The sequence below is a fragment of the Streptomyces sp. NPDC002328 genome (genome assembly GCF_042890065.1).
Classification (GTDB): Bacteria; Actinomycetota; Actinomycetes; order Streptomycetales; family Streptomycetaceae; genus Streptomyces.
Map to the genome: position 1 here is coordinate 413,904 of NZ_JBIARQ010000006.1, position 13,982 is coordinate 427,885.

Sequence of the window (13,982 nt, forward strand, 5' to 3'; positions counted from 1 at the left end):
AGCATGACGAGGGGCCCTGCCGGATCACTTCCGGCAGGGCCCCTCGTCGGTGCTTCGGCTCAGCTCAGTTCCTTCGGCGGCGTCCGGTCCGCGTCCACCTTCTCGACGCGCTCCAGCTCGCCCCAGACCACGTACCGGTAGCGGCTCGTGTAGACCGGCGTGCAGGTCGTCAGGGTGATGTACTTGCCGGCCTTCGTCCTGCCCGACTCCTTGGGGACGGCGCCGAGGACCTCGACGTTGTACTTCGACGTCTCGGCCAGGACCGCGTACACCTTGTAGACGTACCAGTTGTCCCGCGTCTCGAAGACGATCGGGTCGCCCTCGTCGAGCTTGTCGATGTTGTGGAACTTCGCGCCGTGGCCGTCGCGGTGGGCGGCCAGGGAGAAGTTGCCGTTCTTGCCGTCCATCGGGAGCGCGGACTTGACGGGGTCGGTGTAGTAGCCGGCGACGCCGTCGTTGAGGATCTTCGAGGAGGTGCCCTTCTCGACCAGCACCTCGCCGTTCTTCATGGCGGGCACGTGCAGGAAGCCGATGCCGTTCCCGGTGTCGAGGGCGCCGGGGCCGCTGTCCTGGGCCCAGGTGTCGCGGACCTTGTCGCCCTGCCGGTCCGCCTTGCGGTCGGCGAGGACGTTCGTCCACCACAGCGAGTAGACGACGAAGAGGCCGAGCACCAGCCCCGCCGTGATGAGGAGTTCGCCGAAGACGCTGACCGCCAGGGCGATCCGGCCGCGACCGCGACGCCGGGACGCGGCCGGGGACGCGCTCGCGCCGGTGTGCTCTTCGTGCTCGGTGTCGTCGGTGGTCGCTGCCACGTTCATCTGCCCCTACTGGATGAGCGCATCCGGCTTGCCCTTGCTGCGCGGCCGTTCCTCGACCATCTTGCCCCAGACGATCAACCGGTACTTGCTCGTGAACTCCGGCGTGCACGTGGTGAGGGTGATGTAGCGGCCCGGGCCCGTGAATCCGGAGTCCGGCGGGACCGGTTCGAGGACGCTCACGTTGCTCGGCGGGGTCACCGGCAGCATGGACGCCATCTTGTAGACGAAGTACTCGTTCTGCGTCTCGACGACGATCGCGTCGCCGGGCTGAAGCCTGTTGATGTAGCGGAACGGTTCGCCATGGGTGTTGCGGTGGCCGGCGAGCCCGAAGTTGCCGGTCGCGGCGTCGGGCATGGCCGTCTTCAGGGCGCCCTCGGCGTAGTGGCCGACCATGCCCTTGTCGAGCACCTTCTTGTTGCTGATGCCCTCGGCGATCGGCACCACCACGTCCAGCCTGGGGATGTGCAGGATGGCGAAGCCCTGCCCCGGCGAGAAGGTCCCCGGGTTGCGCTTGCCGCTCGCCCAGTCGTCCTGGAGGCTGTTCGCCGCCCGGTCCGCCTGTGCGTGCGCCCGCACGTTCGTCCACCACAGCTGGTAGGTGACGAACAGCAGCATCAGCACGCCGGTGGTGATGAACACCTCGCCGACCGCGCGGCTGGCGACCACGGCCGCGCTCGGCTTGCGCGCCTTCGCCTGCCGGCGGGCCTCCACCCGGGAGAGCGGCCGCTCGTGACGGGACTGCCTGCGCGTGCCCTCCGCTGACTGCCCGCGCGTGCCCTCCGCTGACTCCCCGCGCGCGCCTTCCCTGGACGCGCGACGCCCGCCCGCACGGGCCCCGTCCCGTGCTGCTTCCCGTGTCTCTTCCCGCGCCTGCGCCTCGGCTGCGCCTCCATGACGCCCGTGACGGCCCTTGGCGGCCTTTCTGCGGGCCGCTCGCCCGCCCGCCGGGGTTCCGGGGGCCGGAGCGCCGCCCGGGGCCCCAGAAGCGGATACCGACTCGCCGCCGAACCCGGGCTCCGGCGGCCGCGGGATGCGCAGCGCCACCGTCTCCTCGTCGAGGGGAGGCTCGTACGGCGATCCGCCGTACAGATCCTCGCGCTCGGGGCGCAGGGCGGTCACGCCGTGGCCCTGCCCACCACCGGGGCGAGCCCCGCCGACCTCGCCACCGCGCCCTGGTCCCCGCACTCCACCAGCCAGTTGGCCAGCATCCGGTGCCCGTGCTCGGTGAGCACCGACTCGGGGTGGAACTGCACGCCCTCCACGAGCAGCTCACGGTGGCGCAGGCCCATCACGATCCCGTCGTGCGTACGGGCCGTGACCTCCAGCTCCGCCGGCACGGTCGTCGGCTCGGCGGCCAGGGAGTGGTAGCGGGTCGCCGTGAAGGGGGTCGGCAGGCCCGCGAAGACGCCCTTGCCACCGTGCTCGACCAGCGAGGTCTTGCCGTGCAGCAGCTCCGGCGCCCGGTCCACCACGCCCCCGTACGCCACCTGCATCGACTGCATGCCCAGGCAGACGCCGAAGACGGGCACCCCGGTCGCCGCGCAGTGCCGGACCATGTCGACGCAGACGCCGGCCTCCTCCGGGGTGCCGGGCCCCGGGGAGAGCAGGACGCCGTCGAAGCCGTCCTGGGCGTGTGCCGTCGACACCTCGTCGTTGCGCAGGACCTCGCACTCGGCGCCCAGCTGGTACAGGTACTGGACCAGGTTGAAGACGAAGCTGTCGTAGTTGTCCACGACGAGAATGCGCGCGCTCACTGGTTGTCCACCGTCACATCGTTGAAGGGAAGCAGCGGTTCGGCCCACGGAAAGACGTACTGGAAGAGGACATAGACCGCGGCCAGAACCAGCACGATCGAGATCAGCGCCTTGACCAAGGCGTTTCCCGGCAGATGCCGCCAGATCCAGCCGTACATGCCGTCCCTTCCGTCGCACCACGGCACCAGACTCACGCCGTACGTCACCAGACTAACGGCGTAGAGCCTTCGGTTTGCCTGCCTCCACGGGCTGCGTGGAGTCCAGGTGCGCCCAGACGATCAGCCGGTGACTGTGCCCCCACTCGGGGTCGCACGTCGTCAACGTCAGATAGCGTCCGGGACGCGTATACCCCGACTTACGTGGCACAGGGTCGATCACCTCGACGTCCGTCGGAACGGTTTTGTAGGGCCCTTGATCGATCCGATACGTGAACCAGGTCCTGCCGTCGGTGAGGACCACCGCGTCCCCGCGCCTGAGCTCGGGAAAGTCCTTGAAGGGGTCGCCGTGGGTACGGCGGTGGCCCGCGACGGAAAAGTTCCCGATCTGCCCGAGCCGCGCGGTGCCGGCGTAGTGGCCCAGCCCCTTCTTCAGGGTGTTGGTCCCGGTGCCTTCGAGGACCGGCTTGTTCCACGTGAAACCAAGCCGCGGGATGTACATGATCGCGAAGGGCTTGCCGGCCCGGTACGGCGCCGGCGGCGCGGGGGTGGCGGCCCCGGGGATCGCGGTGGGGCTCGAGGGTCCGAAGGAGCCGGGCGGGAGCGTGGTGGCGGGGGCGGGCAGGGTGGCCGACGCGGTGGCGGGCGGGCCGGCCGGCTGCTCCTGATCCCCTTGCTCCTGGGCCCACTGCTCCTGGAGCTGTTCGATCTGGACATCCATGACGTGGTCGGCCTGCACGCCCGTCCAGAAGAGCACGTAGACGACGAAGAGGACGATCACGGAGCCCACGGTGATGCACAGTTCGCTGACGGTCCGGACGATCACGCGCACCGGCGGCTCCCGTGGGACGGCTGCTCCGGCTACTTCACCTATTCGACTGGCTTCGCGTAATGCAGGTCCACTGTGCCCGAGTAGCCGGGCAGAGTCACCGGTCCGTCCTCGGTGACTTTCCAGCCGAGCCCGTAGACGTTGACGTACACCATGTAGTTCTGGATCGCCTTGGAGTCCGCGAGCGCCTGCTGGAGCTTCGCCGGGTCGCCGACCGCCTGGATCTTGTACGGCGGCGAGTAGACGCGGCCCTGGAGGATCAGGGTGTTGCCCACGCAGCGCACCGCGCTGGTGGAGATCAGCCGCTGGTCCATGACCTTGATGCCCTGCGCGCCGCCCTGCCAGAGGGCGTTCACCACGGCCTGGAGGTCCTGCTGGTGGATGACGAGATAGTCGGGCTGCGGCTCGGGATAGCCGGGGAGCTTGGCGGTGGCGTTCGGCGGGGCGTCATTGAGGGTGACGGTGACCGCCTTGCCCTTGACCTCGTGGGTGCCCGCCGCGTCCTCCAGCCGGGCCAGCTTCTCGTCCTCGGCCGCGGTGCTGCCGTCGTCCGCCTCGGCCAGCGACTCGACGTCGTCGCGCAGGGTCGCGTTGGACTCGTCAAGCTCGCCGTTCTTGCGGCTGCGTTCCTGGATGAGGTCGGACAGCTTCAGCAGGGAGGCGTCCGTGCGGATGTCGGTGCCCTTGGCGGTGTTGAAGCTGGTGAAGAAGAGGAGTCCGGCGAGAGCGAAGACGCCGGCCGTGAGCACCCGCACCGGCCGGAAACGGGAGCGACGGGCGGCGGGTGCGGAACCCGTTGGACCCGTCCTGGGGGAGTCGGCAGAATTGCTCAACGTACCCTTATCTCCTTCGGCGCCGTAGAAGCACTACGCTAACGGACGCCCGGGGGAGCGCTCAGTGTCCCCTTGTACGCTGCCCCGAGCCCGACCCAGTACCCTGCGCGGCCACGCAGCGCATCGACAGGAGAGACCCTCGTGCCGAAGTCACGTATCCGCAAGAAGGCGGACTACACGCCGCCGCCTGCCAAGCAGACGACCGCGATCAAGCTGAACAGCCGTGCCTGGGTCGCGCCGGTGATGCTGGCCATGTTCCTCATCGGACTGGCCTGGATCGTCGTGTTCTACGTGACCGACGGGTCCCTGCCCATCGACCAGCTCGGCAACTGGAACATCGTCGTCGGCTTCGGCTTCATCGCCGCCGGCTTCGGCGTCTCCACCCAGTGGAAGTAGCCCCGTGCACATAGCGGAGACAGCCGACGGGGCACCTCTGCCCACGGCTATCCGCTGAGTTATCCACAGCTCCGGGAGATTTCCACACCTCGCCTGGGGAAAAGAAAGACGATCTGTGGATAACCCGTCGAGGATTGACGCCGGTACGACTGACACACCGGCCTCCGCAAAGCTGTTCGCCCCCTGCCTGACCTGGTGAAATACCCGGTCGGTAACAGGGGGCACAGTCGTTCACACACGCTGTGCACAAGATCCGCCACACTGTGGAAACAGAGTCGCTCAGGTGAGCTGTCCAGTCCTCACCAGGGTGACGACGACGACGGCGAGGAGCACCAGCGCACAGGTGCCGTACTGCACCAGAGCCCGTCTGGCGCGCGGCGCGTGGACCATGCCGTAGCCGATGACGACGCCGGCGACGAGGCCGCCGATGTGTGCCTGCCAGGCGATGTTGCTCCACCCGAAAGTGAAGATCAGGTTGATCACCAGCAGGGCGATGATCGGGCGCATGTCGTTGCGCATCCGGCGCATCAGGACAGCGGTGGCGCCGAACAGGCCGAAGATGGCACCCGAGGCGCCGAGCGAGGCACTGTCCGGTTCGGCCAGCAGATAGGTCAGGGCGCTGCCCGCGAGGCCGGAGATGAAGTAGAGCGCCAGATAGCGGGCGCGGCCCAAGGCCTCTTCGAGGGGACCGCCGAGCCACCACAGACTCAGCATGTTGAAGGCGATGTGCCAGATGGCCTCGTGGGTGAACATCGCGGTGACCAGGCGGTACCACTCGCCCTCGGCGACACCCTCGGTGGGCCCGAAAACGGCCGGCGGCCACTGGCCGATCAGGACCAGGGAACTCAGGAGCGAGGGGCGGATCTGGACGGCGAGGAACACCGCCAGGTTGATCCCGATGAGGATCTTGGTCAGCAGGCGGGGATCGGCCACGATGGTGCCGCCGGCGATGGTGCGGGGCTGGTTCGCGGTCGGCGCGTGCCCCGTGCCCGAACCGCCGCGCACGCACTCCGGGCACTGGAAGCCCACCGACGCGCTGATCATGCACTCGGGGCAGATGGGTCGCTCACAACGGGTGCAGCGCACGCCGGTCTCACGGCCGGCGTGGCGGTAGCAGACGGGCAGGCCGCTCTGGGCGTCGTCCTGCCTGCTGCCCGGCGCCTGATCCATGGGGTCCCCCAACGTCTTCTCGTCGCAGAGCGTCGTGTGTGCGGAGCGTCCTGTGTGCGCGTCCTGTGTGCGGGAGCCTCGTACGCAGGGCTTTGCCCCGCCCATCCTTACGGACGAGCGGGGCAAATGGTTCCCGTGCGACTGCCGGCGTCGGCTACCGGGGAAAGCGGTGCGCGAACCCGCCGTCAGCGCTTCTCCACGACGACCGACTCGATGACGACGTCGTTGAGCGGACGGTCGGTGCGCGGGTTGGTCTGCGTGCCCACGATGGCGTCGATGACCTTCTGGCTGGCCGGGTCGGTGACCTCGCCGAAGATGCTGTGCTTGCGGTTCAGCCAGGCCGTCGGGGAGACGGTGATGAAGAACTGCGAGCCGTTGGTGCCCGGGCCGGCGTTGGCCATGGCCAGCAGGTACGGCTTGTCGAAGCGCAGGTCCGGGTGGAACTCGTCCTCGAACTGGTAGCCGGGGCCGCCGGTGCCATTGCCCAGCGGGTCACCGCCCTGGATCATGAATCCACTGATCACCCGGTGGAAGACCGTGCCGTCGTAGAGCTTCGCCGTGGACTTCTCGCCGGTGGCGGGGTGGGTCCACTCGCGCTCGCCGGTGGCGAGGTCGACGAAGTTCTTGACCGTCTTGGGGGCGTGGTCCGGAAACAGCCGGACCTCGATGTCGCCGTGGTTGGTCTTCAGGGTGGCGTACAGCTGCTCGGCCACGATCTGCCTTCCGTTGTCTTCCCGTGAAATCCCCGATCCCCGCATCCTCGCACGCGCTCTGCCGTACGTCGTCCGACGTCCGCCTCCCGCCGGGAACGGGTCGCTTCGGGTACGGAATTGCGCCCGAGTCGCCCGGGACGGGAGCGGGCCACGCCGATCCGTGGCATTGTCGACGACAAGCTCCTGTTGTCCCGTATTCACCCCCTCTTGCAATCCGATCAAGACAACTCGGGACGTTCGGCACCCGTATGCCCGTCCGGGCGTGCCACGGCGGCTGTCGACAGGCATGATCCGTAAAAGGGTGGAAAGTCGAAATACCGTACGCCACCGAGGAGGAGGAACCCGTGACCCGCATCGACAGCGTGCGCGCCGCGACCGGCTCGGCGAAGGACAGCGTGCTGCACGCCGCGGAAGTGGTGGCGCCTTACGCCGACACGGCCAAGGAGAGGGCCGCGCTCTATGCGCACGAGGCCCGCGTACGGCTCGCGCCCAAGGTGTCGCAGGCCGCCGAACAGGCCCGCGTGCAGTATGACGCCCATGTCGCGCCCCGCCTGGACCAGGCACGGGCGCATGTCCCGCCGAAGGTCGACAAGGCCGCTCATGAAGCAGCTCTCCGTACCCGCATCGCCGCACGGCAGGCCGCCGTGTACTCCCGGCCGAAGATCGAACAGGCAGTCGCCGTGGCCGGGCCCGTGAAGGACGAGGCAGCCTCCCGAAGCGTCGCCGCGCTGGCCGCACTGCGCGGCCAGGTGACGCCGAAGGAAATCCAGAAGCTGGCGCGCAAGCACCGGCGCCGGGCCCGGGCGGGCAAGCTCGCCAAGGCCCTGGCCGTGGTGGGCGTCGTGGCCGGCGGTGCCTTCGCGGCCTGGAAATGGTGGGACAAGCAGGCCAACCCTGACTGGCTGGTCGAGCCCCCCGCCGCCACCGAGGTCCCCGCCGCCGGCGGTCTGTCCTCGGTCGACGGCACCGACCCGGCCGTCCTCGACCCCGAGGTCCAGGCCAAGGAAGCCGAGGAGGCCGCGAACCGCGAGGACCGCAGCTGAGCGTTTCACGTGAAACAGCTGTTTCACGTGAAACAACCGAAGAAGCCCCTCCGCCCGGTGGAGACACCGGCCGGAGGGGCTTCTTCGTGTGTGGAGCCTAGGGGAGTCGAACCCCTGACATCTGCCATGCAAAGACAGCGCTCTACCAACTGAGCTAAGGCCCCGGAAGAGAAGCGTCCAGCCGGAGGAACCTCGTACCGGTTGGGCGCCGCTGCACCAGAGTACCGGGTCACCCCCCGTATCTCGCAAAAAGATTGGGGGTCCCCACGGATGACCACTCTCCGTAAGATGCTCGGCGTGGTTCGCTACAGCGAACCGCCGTTTTTTGGGGAAGCGATGGGGAGACGCACATGGACGCCGCACAGCAGGAAGCCACCGCGAGAGCGCGGGAACTGCAGCGGAACTGGTACGGGGAGCCGTTGGGGGCGCTCTTCCGTAAGCTCATCGACGATCTTGGTCTCAACCAGGCTCGTCTCGCGGGGGTGCTGGGACTGTCGGCGCCGATGCTGTCCCAGCTGATGAGCGGTCAGCGGGCGAAGATCGGCAACCCGGCGGTGGTGCAACGGGTTCAGCTGCTCCAGGAGTTGGCGGCCCAGGTGGCGAACGGCAGCGTCAGCGCCGCCGAGGCGACCGACCGCATGGACGAGATCAAGAGGTCGCAGGGGGGATCGGTGCTCAGCAACACCACGCAGACGACGAGCGGTTCGGGGGCGCCCACGGTCAAGCGGGTCGTCCGCGAGATCCAGTCGCTGCTGCGCTCGGTGGCCGCCGCCGGCGACATCATCGACGCCGCCGACAGCCTCGCCCCGACCCACCCGGAACTGGCAGAGTTCCTCCGGGTGTACGGGGCCGGCCGCACCTCGGACGCGGTCGCGCACTACCAGTCCCACCAGAGCTGAGCTTCGGCCCGGTGGCCGAAGGGGGTTCGGCGACCGGGCGGGAAGCGGCACGGGGGACGCGGAGGGGGTCCGCTCTTCACGGGGGAAGCGGAGTGGCCCGCCCGTCGCGGGTTCGTGCGGGGGTTCCGCTCATCACGGGGGAAGCGGAGTGGCCCGCCCGTCGCAGGTTCGTGCGGGGGTTCCGCTCATCACGGGGGTGGCGAGCGGGTAGCAAGGGGGAAACCGCAGGGGGAGGAGCGACGCACTGCCATGGGTGAGGTCTTCGCCGGACGGTACGAACTCGCGGATCCGATCGGGCGCGGAGGGGTGGGCGCCGTCTGGCGCGCCTGGGACCACCGCCGCCGCCGTTATGTGGCCGCCAAGGTGCTCCAGCAGCGGGACGCCCACGCGTTGCTGCGCTTCGTCCGCGAGCAGGCCCTGCGCATCGACCATCCGCATGTCCTCGCGCCGGCCAGCTGGGCCGCGGACGACGACCAAGTTCTCTTCACCATGGACCTGGTCGCCGGCGGTTCGCTGGCCCACCTCGTCGGCGACTACGGCCCGCTGCCGCCCATGTTCGTCTGCACCCTGATCGACCAACTGCTGTCCGGGCTCTCCGCGGTCCACGCGGAGGGCGTCGTCCACCGTGACATCAAGCCCGCCAACGTGCTGCTGGAGGCCACCGGCACCGCCCGGCCACGGCTGCGGCTGTCCGACTTCGGCATCGCGATGCGGCTGGGCGAACCACGTCTGACCGAGACCAACCTCGTGGTGGGAACGCCCGGTTACCTCGCCCCGGAGCAGATGCTCGGCTCCGACCCCGACTTCCCCGCCGACCTGTTCGCCGTCGGCCTGGTCGCGCTGTATCTCCTGGAGGGCGCCAAACCGGACGCGAAGGCCCTCGTCCAGTACTTCGCGGAGCACGGAACTCCCGCCGCTCCCAAGGGAATTCCCGAGCCGTTGTGGCAGGTGGTGGCCACGCTGGTCCAGCCGGACCCCGAATCCCGCTTCCGTACGGCCACGGGGGCGCGCAAGGCCCTGGCCTCGGCCGTCGAGCTGCTGCCCGAACCCGGCCCGGACGACGAGCAGATCGAGGTCTTCGACCAACTCGGGCCGCTGCCCGACGGGTTCGGCCCTCAGGGCCCTCTGAAGCAGGCCTCGGGCATCACCGTGACCCCGCAGGCCTTCGAACGCACGTCCCCCTGGCAGGACACGGGAGGCCGCACTCCCGTCGCCCCGGGCACGGGCTCCCTCGCGCAGTGGCCCGGCACGGACTCCGCATCCTCCGCGTCCGCATCCCTGCCCGCGCCCGCCGCCCCGGACCCCGGCGTCGTATCGCCGTCGCACGGTTCCCGCCAGGACCCGGACCCCACGCCGGACGCGGACTCCACGCCGGACGACCCCCGCAGGCCCCCGGATGCGGCACCCCTACCGCCGGCCGTCCCCGCCCCTTCCATGTCGGACACCGGCAGCTTCCACCTGCCGCCACCGCAGCCCACGGTCACCCGGTCCCCGTCCCCGCCCCCGTCCTCGACTCCCACGCCCCTGCCTGCGCTCGCCCCGTACGAACCCACGTTCGCCCTGCCCGCCCGTACCGCCCACCCGCCCGGCGACCGGCGAGCGGACACCTCGACCGCCTCCTACACGGCTCAAGACCCCCAGGCCCCGCCTCCGCCCCTCCCGCCCGCGGCTCGGCCCGGGGACCGGCGCGAGGACCGACCTCACCGTGCCCACCGCCGCGCCCGTGCGCCCCGTCGCCCGGGACCGCCCCTCAAGATCGCGGTCCCGCTCCTGCTCCTTGCTCTGGCCTGCTACGCCGTCGGGTTCTGGGCGCTGGCGCGGATCTGAGCGGAGGCCCGGCGCCGGGCGGTGACCGTCCACACGCCGAGCACGACCAGCAGGGCGGTGCCGGTGCCGAGGCCGCCGAAGGCGACCGCCCTCATCGCGGTACCGCCGCCCGCGTCCCCCGCGCCCCCGCCCCACGCCGCGTCCGCCCGCTCCTCCGCGCCGACTTCGAAGAATCCGCGAGGCACCGCCTGTCCCGCGTACCCCGGCCCGGACTGGGCGGTCCCGCCGACCCGAACGCGCAGCAGCAGCCCGTAGGGCCCATCGCCGAACCGTTCGGCGACGGCCGCGGAGAGGTGCACCTCGAGGTAGTAGAAGCCGGCGAACCGCAGGGTCTTCGCGGGCGCGGTGGGGGCGTACCGGTTGACGTACCTGACCGGGGGCAGAGGCTTCAGGGCGCTCGACTTCTGGACGCCGCCGTACCCGATACTGGTCTCGTCGACCTTGGACCGCACCGGGTTGTAGAGGGTCATCTCCAGGGCGGGCACCACGAAGCCGGTGTCCTTGCCGGCGTTGCCCAGCTCGACCCCGGCGGACAGCTGCTGCCCCCAGTCGAGGGGCACCTTGTAGAAGAGGGTCTCACCGGGGGCGATGTCGTCGCGCCAGACGCCCTGTCCCACGGCCGTCGCCCGCGCGAAGCCGGCGCCACCCGGGCGGCGTACGGCCTCGCCGGTGGCGGGCGCGGGCGTGGCGGAGTCCCACGCCTCGGGAACCTCCGTGGGTCCGGCCGTGGCGAGTGACGGCTCGGAGACGGGCGCAAGCTCCAGTTCCCACGGCAGATCGGACGCGCCGCGCCTTTCGGTGCGTTCGACGACGACGTAGTAGGTCCCCGCGCCCTGGCACAGCCCCTTGCCGACGAGGATCTCGCGGGCGCCCCAGGCGGTGATCGGCCGCGGGCTCTTGGACGCGCCGACGGTCACGGAGTCCGAGGAGCAGTTGATGCCGTCCGCGTCCTGCACGGAGACCCTGATGCCGTCAGCGATGGCGAGCACGGCGCCGGGGCGGGGGACGGCGGTGACGGGGACGTAGACGTTCGAGGCGTCGTCGAGTTCGAGCCGGTAGTAGGCCTTGCCCGGGGCGGTGAAGGAACTCCGGTACGTCGTGCCGGGCGCCAGGCCCACGGCGTCGGCGGTGCCGGCCGCGGCCGGGACGCCACGGGCGTCGGCGTCGAAGGCGTAGGAGGACGTGTCCGCCATGGCGAGGCCCCCCGGAAGCGCGACGGAGCACACGCAGACCGCCACGGCCACCGCGAGGCCCCGCACGGCGGCCGTCCGCCCCACCCCACGCCGCCCCATGAGAAGCCCCCTCGCCTCACCGGCACCTATCCGCGCCCTGTCCGGACCGACCTGATCGTGGGCCATCCTGCCCTGTGGCCCCGCCGGCCGCGGCGCAATCCGTCATGGCCGTCCAAAACACGACGGACGCACGCCTTTTCCCTCTGGCACGCCGGCTCCCACGCGTCCTCCAACCCTTGGCGGCGTCGCCCGCAACACGGAAACACAAAACCCCGACCGCGAGAAGCGGCCGGGGTCTGCTCAGTTTCCGGTGTCGGTACTCACGAACCCGTGGGCACGGAGTCAGTCGCCTCCGTCCACAGATCCTGCTCGGCGCGATCCGCCTGGATCTGGCGGTACACGAGGAGCCCGCCGATGGCGGCCAGTGCGACCAGGAGAAGCTTCTTCACCGCGCTACCTCGTCTTTCCTTGACGTTGGGGACCTCTGGCGCCCGACTATACACACCGACCGATACCGATCGGTGACCTACGTCGGCTCCCCAACTCCCGCCCTCGAAAGCTCAGTAGCGGGCGCGGGAAAAGCGGATCACACCCTCCGATCGGAGGGTGATCGGATCTCCACGACCGGTGATCATTCCGCCCCGGCACCCCGCCTCTCCCGCTCTTTTCTCCCCTTGCGCCCATCCGAGTGGTGTTCATCGGAACATCGCCACGCCACGAGCGTCGGTCCACCACTTCGGTCCCCCCATACACATGATGAGCAAAGTACGCAAATCGCCCAACCCGAAAGTGAGGGGACATGCGCGAGAACCGGGTCATGAAGCTCTGGGCCGCCGTAGTCAGCGCCTTCCTCGCGCTGTGCACGGCGCTCGGCTTCGTCACGACGACCGCCGCGCCGGCAGTAGCGCAGACCGAGCCGACGCGCAACAGCGACGAGACCGAGGGCGCCGTTCGCACGAACGTGACGCCGGCGTCCGCCAAGCCCTGGCTCCCCGCGATGTCCCTGCCCCCCACGATGAAACAGCGCATCCGCGCGGAGGCCCACGGCAAGTCCCCCAGCTGCCGCCACAGCCCCCTCCCCGAGGGCGAGCCCACCGCCGACCCCGCCTCGGAACCCTGCACCCCTGAGGACCCCCCACCGTCCCTCACCAGGCTGGTCCCCCTACAGCGCTGACCCTCCGGCCCCACCCCGACACCTCTGACGGCGAACCGCGTACACCGCAGACCAGGCCCGGCAGCTCCCCAGGAGCCCCGGGCCTTCGCCACGTCCTCATCCACCCCACAACGACCGCCACACCGACCAACGCCCACACCGGCCGCCACACCGACCGACGCCCACACCCACTGGCTGTCCGCCACCCGACAGACCGGCAGTCCTGCACACCGCCACTCCAACCGACGGAGCTGACCAGATCTCCCGACCCGACCACACCAACCAGCCCGACCAGGCCGATCACCCCACCGGTTCACGCCCCTCAACACACCCACAAACCCCAAAAAGAAGACCCCCGATCCATCCGGACCGAGGGTCTTCATGCTGGTGGGGCCAACAGGATTTGAACCTGTGGCCTCATCCTTGTCAGGTCGATCACGGCCCCCGGAAAGCTGGAGGGATCCAAGCGTCGCGATGGTCTTTCGACCGCTTGGGGCCGTTCTCGTCCGTTGGCGTTCGCCGCCGTTGGTGTCAGCCGTTGGTGTCAGGCTCCGCAACGGGCTTGACACGCGGCTGCGGAAGGCGCATGGCGATCACCTGCACGACGATCAGCATGATCACCGCGACCACCAGCCAAGTGGCTTGGCACAGAACGCCCGTCATCGTGTCGCCGTTGATCACGCACGCCGTGGCCACAGCCCACAGGAGCATGATTTTCTTGACGCCCCTGCACCACGTCTGCTCGGCTCTGCCTGGGTCGGCGGTGGACGGGATGGGAGCCTCCCCGCGCACGCCACTACGGACCCGCGGTCGGGAACGGCGCCCCCTCCATCCCGGTGCCGGCCGATCCCCCGCCGGAGGCATTGTTCTGACCATGGCCGTTCGCATGCGGTACTCGCTCACGATTCGGCTCCTCCACTTCTGCGCGGCACGGACCTCGGCCGGGCTGGAGCGGGACGAAGGCAGGAGCGCAGGCCCGGCCGGGGGCCGGGCCGCGCGCGGGGAGCGGAGCGAGCCGCCTTGAACCCGTAGAGAAAGTTGTAACTCAGTCGGACGTGCGGGGCTTGTCCGGTCCCGGGAGATGCTTGACACTTCGGTCCCAGCTGATGGTTGACAGTGGCCGTGATCGGCTTTTCTGTGCGCGTCGTTGCGGTGCGTGT

16 protein-coding genes and 2 tRNA genes are annotated in these 13,982 nt (G+C 69.8%); 5 read left to right on the forward strand and 13 right to left on the reverse strand.

What is annotated here, in order from left to right; genetic code table 11:
* Window positions 1-59 precede the first annotated feature (59 nt).
* From ACFYX4_RS19275 to ACFYX4_RS19300, 6 genes are read right to left on the reverse strand one after another with little or no spacing between them, the layout of a single operon-like run.
* Window positions 60-818, reverse strand: coding sequence for a class E sortase (locus tag ACFYX4_RS19275; protein ID WP_389334117.1), 759 nt, complete (start codon window positions 816-818; stop codon window positions 60-62).
* Between the two features lie 6 nt (window positions 819-824).
* Window positions 825-1,937 (reverse strand): class E sortase, encoded by a 1,113-nt coding sequence (locus tag ACFYX4_RS19280; RefSeq protein ID WP_389334120.1) that lies wholly within the window; start codon window positions 1,935-1,937, stop codon window positions 825-827.
* On the reverse strand, window positions 1,934-2,572 hold the full coding sequence (locus ACFYX4_RS19285; RefSeq protein ID WP_389334123.1) for an aminodeoxychorismate/anthranilate synthase component II: 639 nt from the start codon (window positions 2,570-2,572) through the stop codon (window positions 1,934-1,936). The genes ACFYX4_RS19280 and ACFYX4_RS19285 overlap by 4 nt, the downstream gene beginning before the upstream one ends.
* On the reverse strand, window positions 2,569-2,778 hold the full coding sequence (locus ACFYX4_RS19290; protein ID WP_389334126.1) for a hypothetical protein: 210 nt from the start codon (window positions 2,776-2,778) through the stop codon (window positions 2,569-2,571). The genes ACFYX4_RS19285 and ACFYX4_RS19290 overlap by 4 nt, the downstream gene beginning before the upstream one ends.
* Window positions 2,779-2,782: 4 nt before the next feature.
* Window positions 2,783-3,559, reverse strand: a complete 777-nt coding sequence (locus tag ACFYX4_RS19295; RefSeq protein WP_389334130.1) for a class E sortase — start codon at window positions 3,557-3,559, stop codon at window positions 2,783-2,785.
* A 38-nt stretch (window positions 3,560-3,597) separates the two neighbouring features.
* The gene (locus ACFYX4_RS19300; RefSeq protein WP_389334133.1) at window positions 3,598-4,389 is read right to left on the reverse strand and encodes a DUF881 domain-containing protein; all 792 of its coding nucleotides are present in this window, start codon (window positions 4,387-4,389) and stop codon (window positions 3,598-3,600) included.
* A 141-nt stretch (window positions 4,390-4,530) separates the two neighbouring features.
* Between ACFYX4_RS19300 and crgA the strand changes: the two genes are divergently transcribed.
* Window positions 4,531-4,785, forward strand: coding sequence for a cell division protein CrgA (crgA, locus tag ACFYX4_RS19305; RefSeq protein ID WP_389334136.1), 255 nt, complete (start codon window positions 4,531-4,533; stop codon window positions 4,783-4,785).
* Window positions 4,786-5,064: 279 nt separating this feature from the next.
* Here crgA and ACFYX4_RS19310 read toward each other — a convergent pair whose 3' ends face one another.
* Both ACFYX4_RS19310 and ACFYX4_RS19315 read right to left on the reverse strand, forming a co-directional pair.
* The gene (locus ACFYX4_RS19310) at window positions 5,065-5,955 is read right to left on the reverse strand and encodes a rhomboid family intramembrane serine protease (RefSeq protein WP_389334139.1); all 891 of its coding nucleotides are present in this window, start codon (window positions 5,953-5,955) and stop codon (window positions 5,065-5,067) included.
* Between the two features lie 185 nt (window positions 5,956-6,140).
* On the reverse strand, window positions 6,141-6,668 hold the full coding sequence (locus ACFYX4_RS19315; RefSeq protein ID WP_389334142.1) for a peptidylprolyl isomerase: 528 nt from the start codon (window positions 6,666-6,668) through the stop codon (window positions 6,141-6,143).
* A gap of 344 nt (window positions 6,669-7,012) precedes the next feature.
* Between ACFYX4_RS19315 and ACFYX4_RS19320 the strand changes: the two genes are divergently transcribed.
* Window positions 7,013-7,711 (forward strand): DUF5324 family protein, encoded by a 699-nt coding sequence (locus ACFYX4_RS19320; RefSeq protein WP_389334146.1) that lies wholly within the window; start codon window positions 7,013-7,015, stop codon window positions 7,709-7,711.
* A gap of 91 nt (window positions 7,712-7,802) precedes the next feature.
* On the opposite strand, the gene ACFYX4_RS19325 is transcribed toward ACFYX4_RS19320, so the two are convergent.
* Window positions 7,803-7,875 (reverse strand) — tRNA-Ala (locus tag ACFYX4_RS19325).
* A gap of 186 nt (window positions 7,876-8,061) precedes the next feature.
* Between ACFYX4_RS19325 and ACFYX4_RS19330 the strand changes: the two genes are divergently transcribed.
* Together ACFYX4_RS19330 and ACFYX4_RS19335 are read left to right on the forward strand one after the other, a co-directional pair.
* Complete coding sequence (locus ACFYX4_RS19330; RefSeq protein ID WP_389334149.1) at window positions 8,062-8,610, forward strand: helix-turn-helix domain-containing protein; 549 nt, start codon at window positions 8,062-8,064, stop codon at window positions 8,608-8,610.
* 249 nt (window positions 8,611-8,859) lie between these two features.
* Complete coding sequence (locus ACFYX4_RS19335; RefSeq protein WP_389334156.1) at window positions 8,860-10,437, forward strand: serine/threonine-protein kinase; 1,578 nt, start codon at window positions 8,860-8,862, stop codon at window positions 10,435-10,437.
* Here ACFYX4_RS19335 and ACFYX4_RS19340 read toward each other — a convergent pair.
* On the reverse strand, window positions 10,401-11,729 hold the full coding sequence (locus ACFYX4_RS19340; protein ID WP_389334159.1) for a hypothetical protein: 1,329 nt from the start codon (window positions 11,727-11,729) through the stop codon (window positions 10,401-10,403). The two genes, ACFYX4_RS19335 and ACFYX4_RS19340, sit on opposite strands and share 37 nt — an antisense overlap.
* Before the next feature lie 260 nt (window positions 11,730-11,989).
* A complete protein-coding gene (locus ACFYX4_RS19345) occupies window positions 11,990-12,118 on the reverse strand; it encodes a DLW-39 family protein (protein ID WP_003999697.1) in 129 nt (42 codons plus the stop codon).
* A gap of 350 nt (window positions 12,119-12,468) precedes the next feature.
* Between ACFYX4_RS19345 and ACFYX4_RS19350 the strand changes: the two genes are divergently transcribed.
* Window positions 12,469-12,843: a DUF6344 domain-containing protein gene (locus tag ACFYX4_RS19350; protein WP_389334162.1), complete on the forward strand. Its 375-nt coding sequence runs from the start codon at window positions 12,469-12,471 to the stop codon at window positions 12,841-12,843.
* Between the two features lie 364 nt (window positions 12,844-13,207).
* Here ACFYX4_RS19350 and ACFYX4_RS19355 read toward each other — a convergent pair.
* Both ACFYX4_RS19355 and ACFYX4_RS19360 read right to left on the reverse strand, forming a co-directional pair.
* A tRNA-OTHER gene (locus ACFYX4_RS19355) sits at window positions 13,208-13,267 on the reverse strand.
* An 86-nt stretch (window positions 13,268-13,353) separates the two neighbouring features.
* Entirely contained in the window at window positions 13,354-13,533 is a 180-nt protein-coding gene (locus ACFYX4_RS19360) for a hypothetical protein (protein ID WP_389334165.1), read from the reverse strand.
* Between the last annotated feature and the right edge of the window lie 449 nt (window positions 13,534-13,982).

Coding starts and splice junctions, on each gene's coding strand:
- ACFYX4_RS19275 (WP_389334117.1), bottom strand. CDS start 818: ATGAACGTGGCAGCGACCACCGACGACACCGAGCACGAAGAGCACACC.
- ACFYX4_RS19310 (WP_389334139.1), bottom strand. CDS start 5,955: ATGGATCAGGCGCCGGGCAGCAGGCAGGACGACGCCCAGAGCGGCCTG.
- ACFYX4_RS19330 (WP_389334149.1), top strand. CDS start 8,062: ATGGACGCCGCACAGCAGGAAGCCACCGCGAGAGCGCGGGAACTGCAG.
- ACFYX4_RS19335 (WP_389334156.1), top strand. CDS start 8,860: ATGGGTGAGGTCTTCGCCGGACGGTACGAACTCGCGGATCCGATCGGG.
- ACFYX4_RS19340 (WP_389334159.1), bottom strand. CDS start 11,729: ATGGGGCGGCGTGGGGTGGGGCGGACGGCCGCCGTGCGGGGCCTCGCG.
- ACFYX4_RS19350 (WP_389334162.1), top strand. CDS start 12,469: ATGCGCGAGAACCGGGTCATGAAGCTCTGGGCCGCCGTAGTCAGCGCC.
- ACFYX4_RS19360 (WP_389334165.1), bottom strand. CDS start 13,533: ATGCTCCTGTGGGCTGTGGCCACGGCGTGCGTGATCAACGGCGACACG.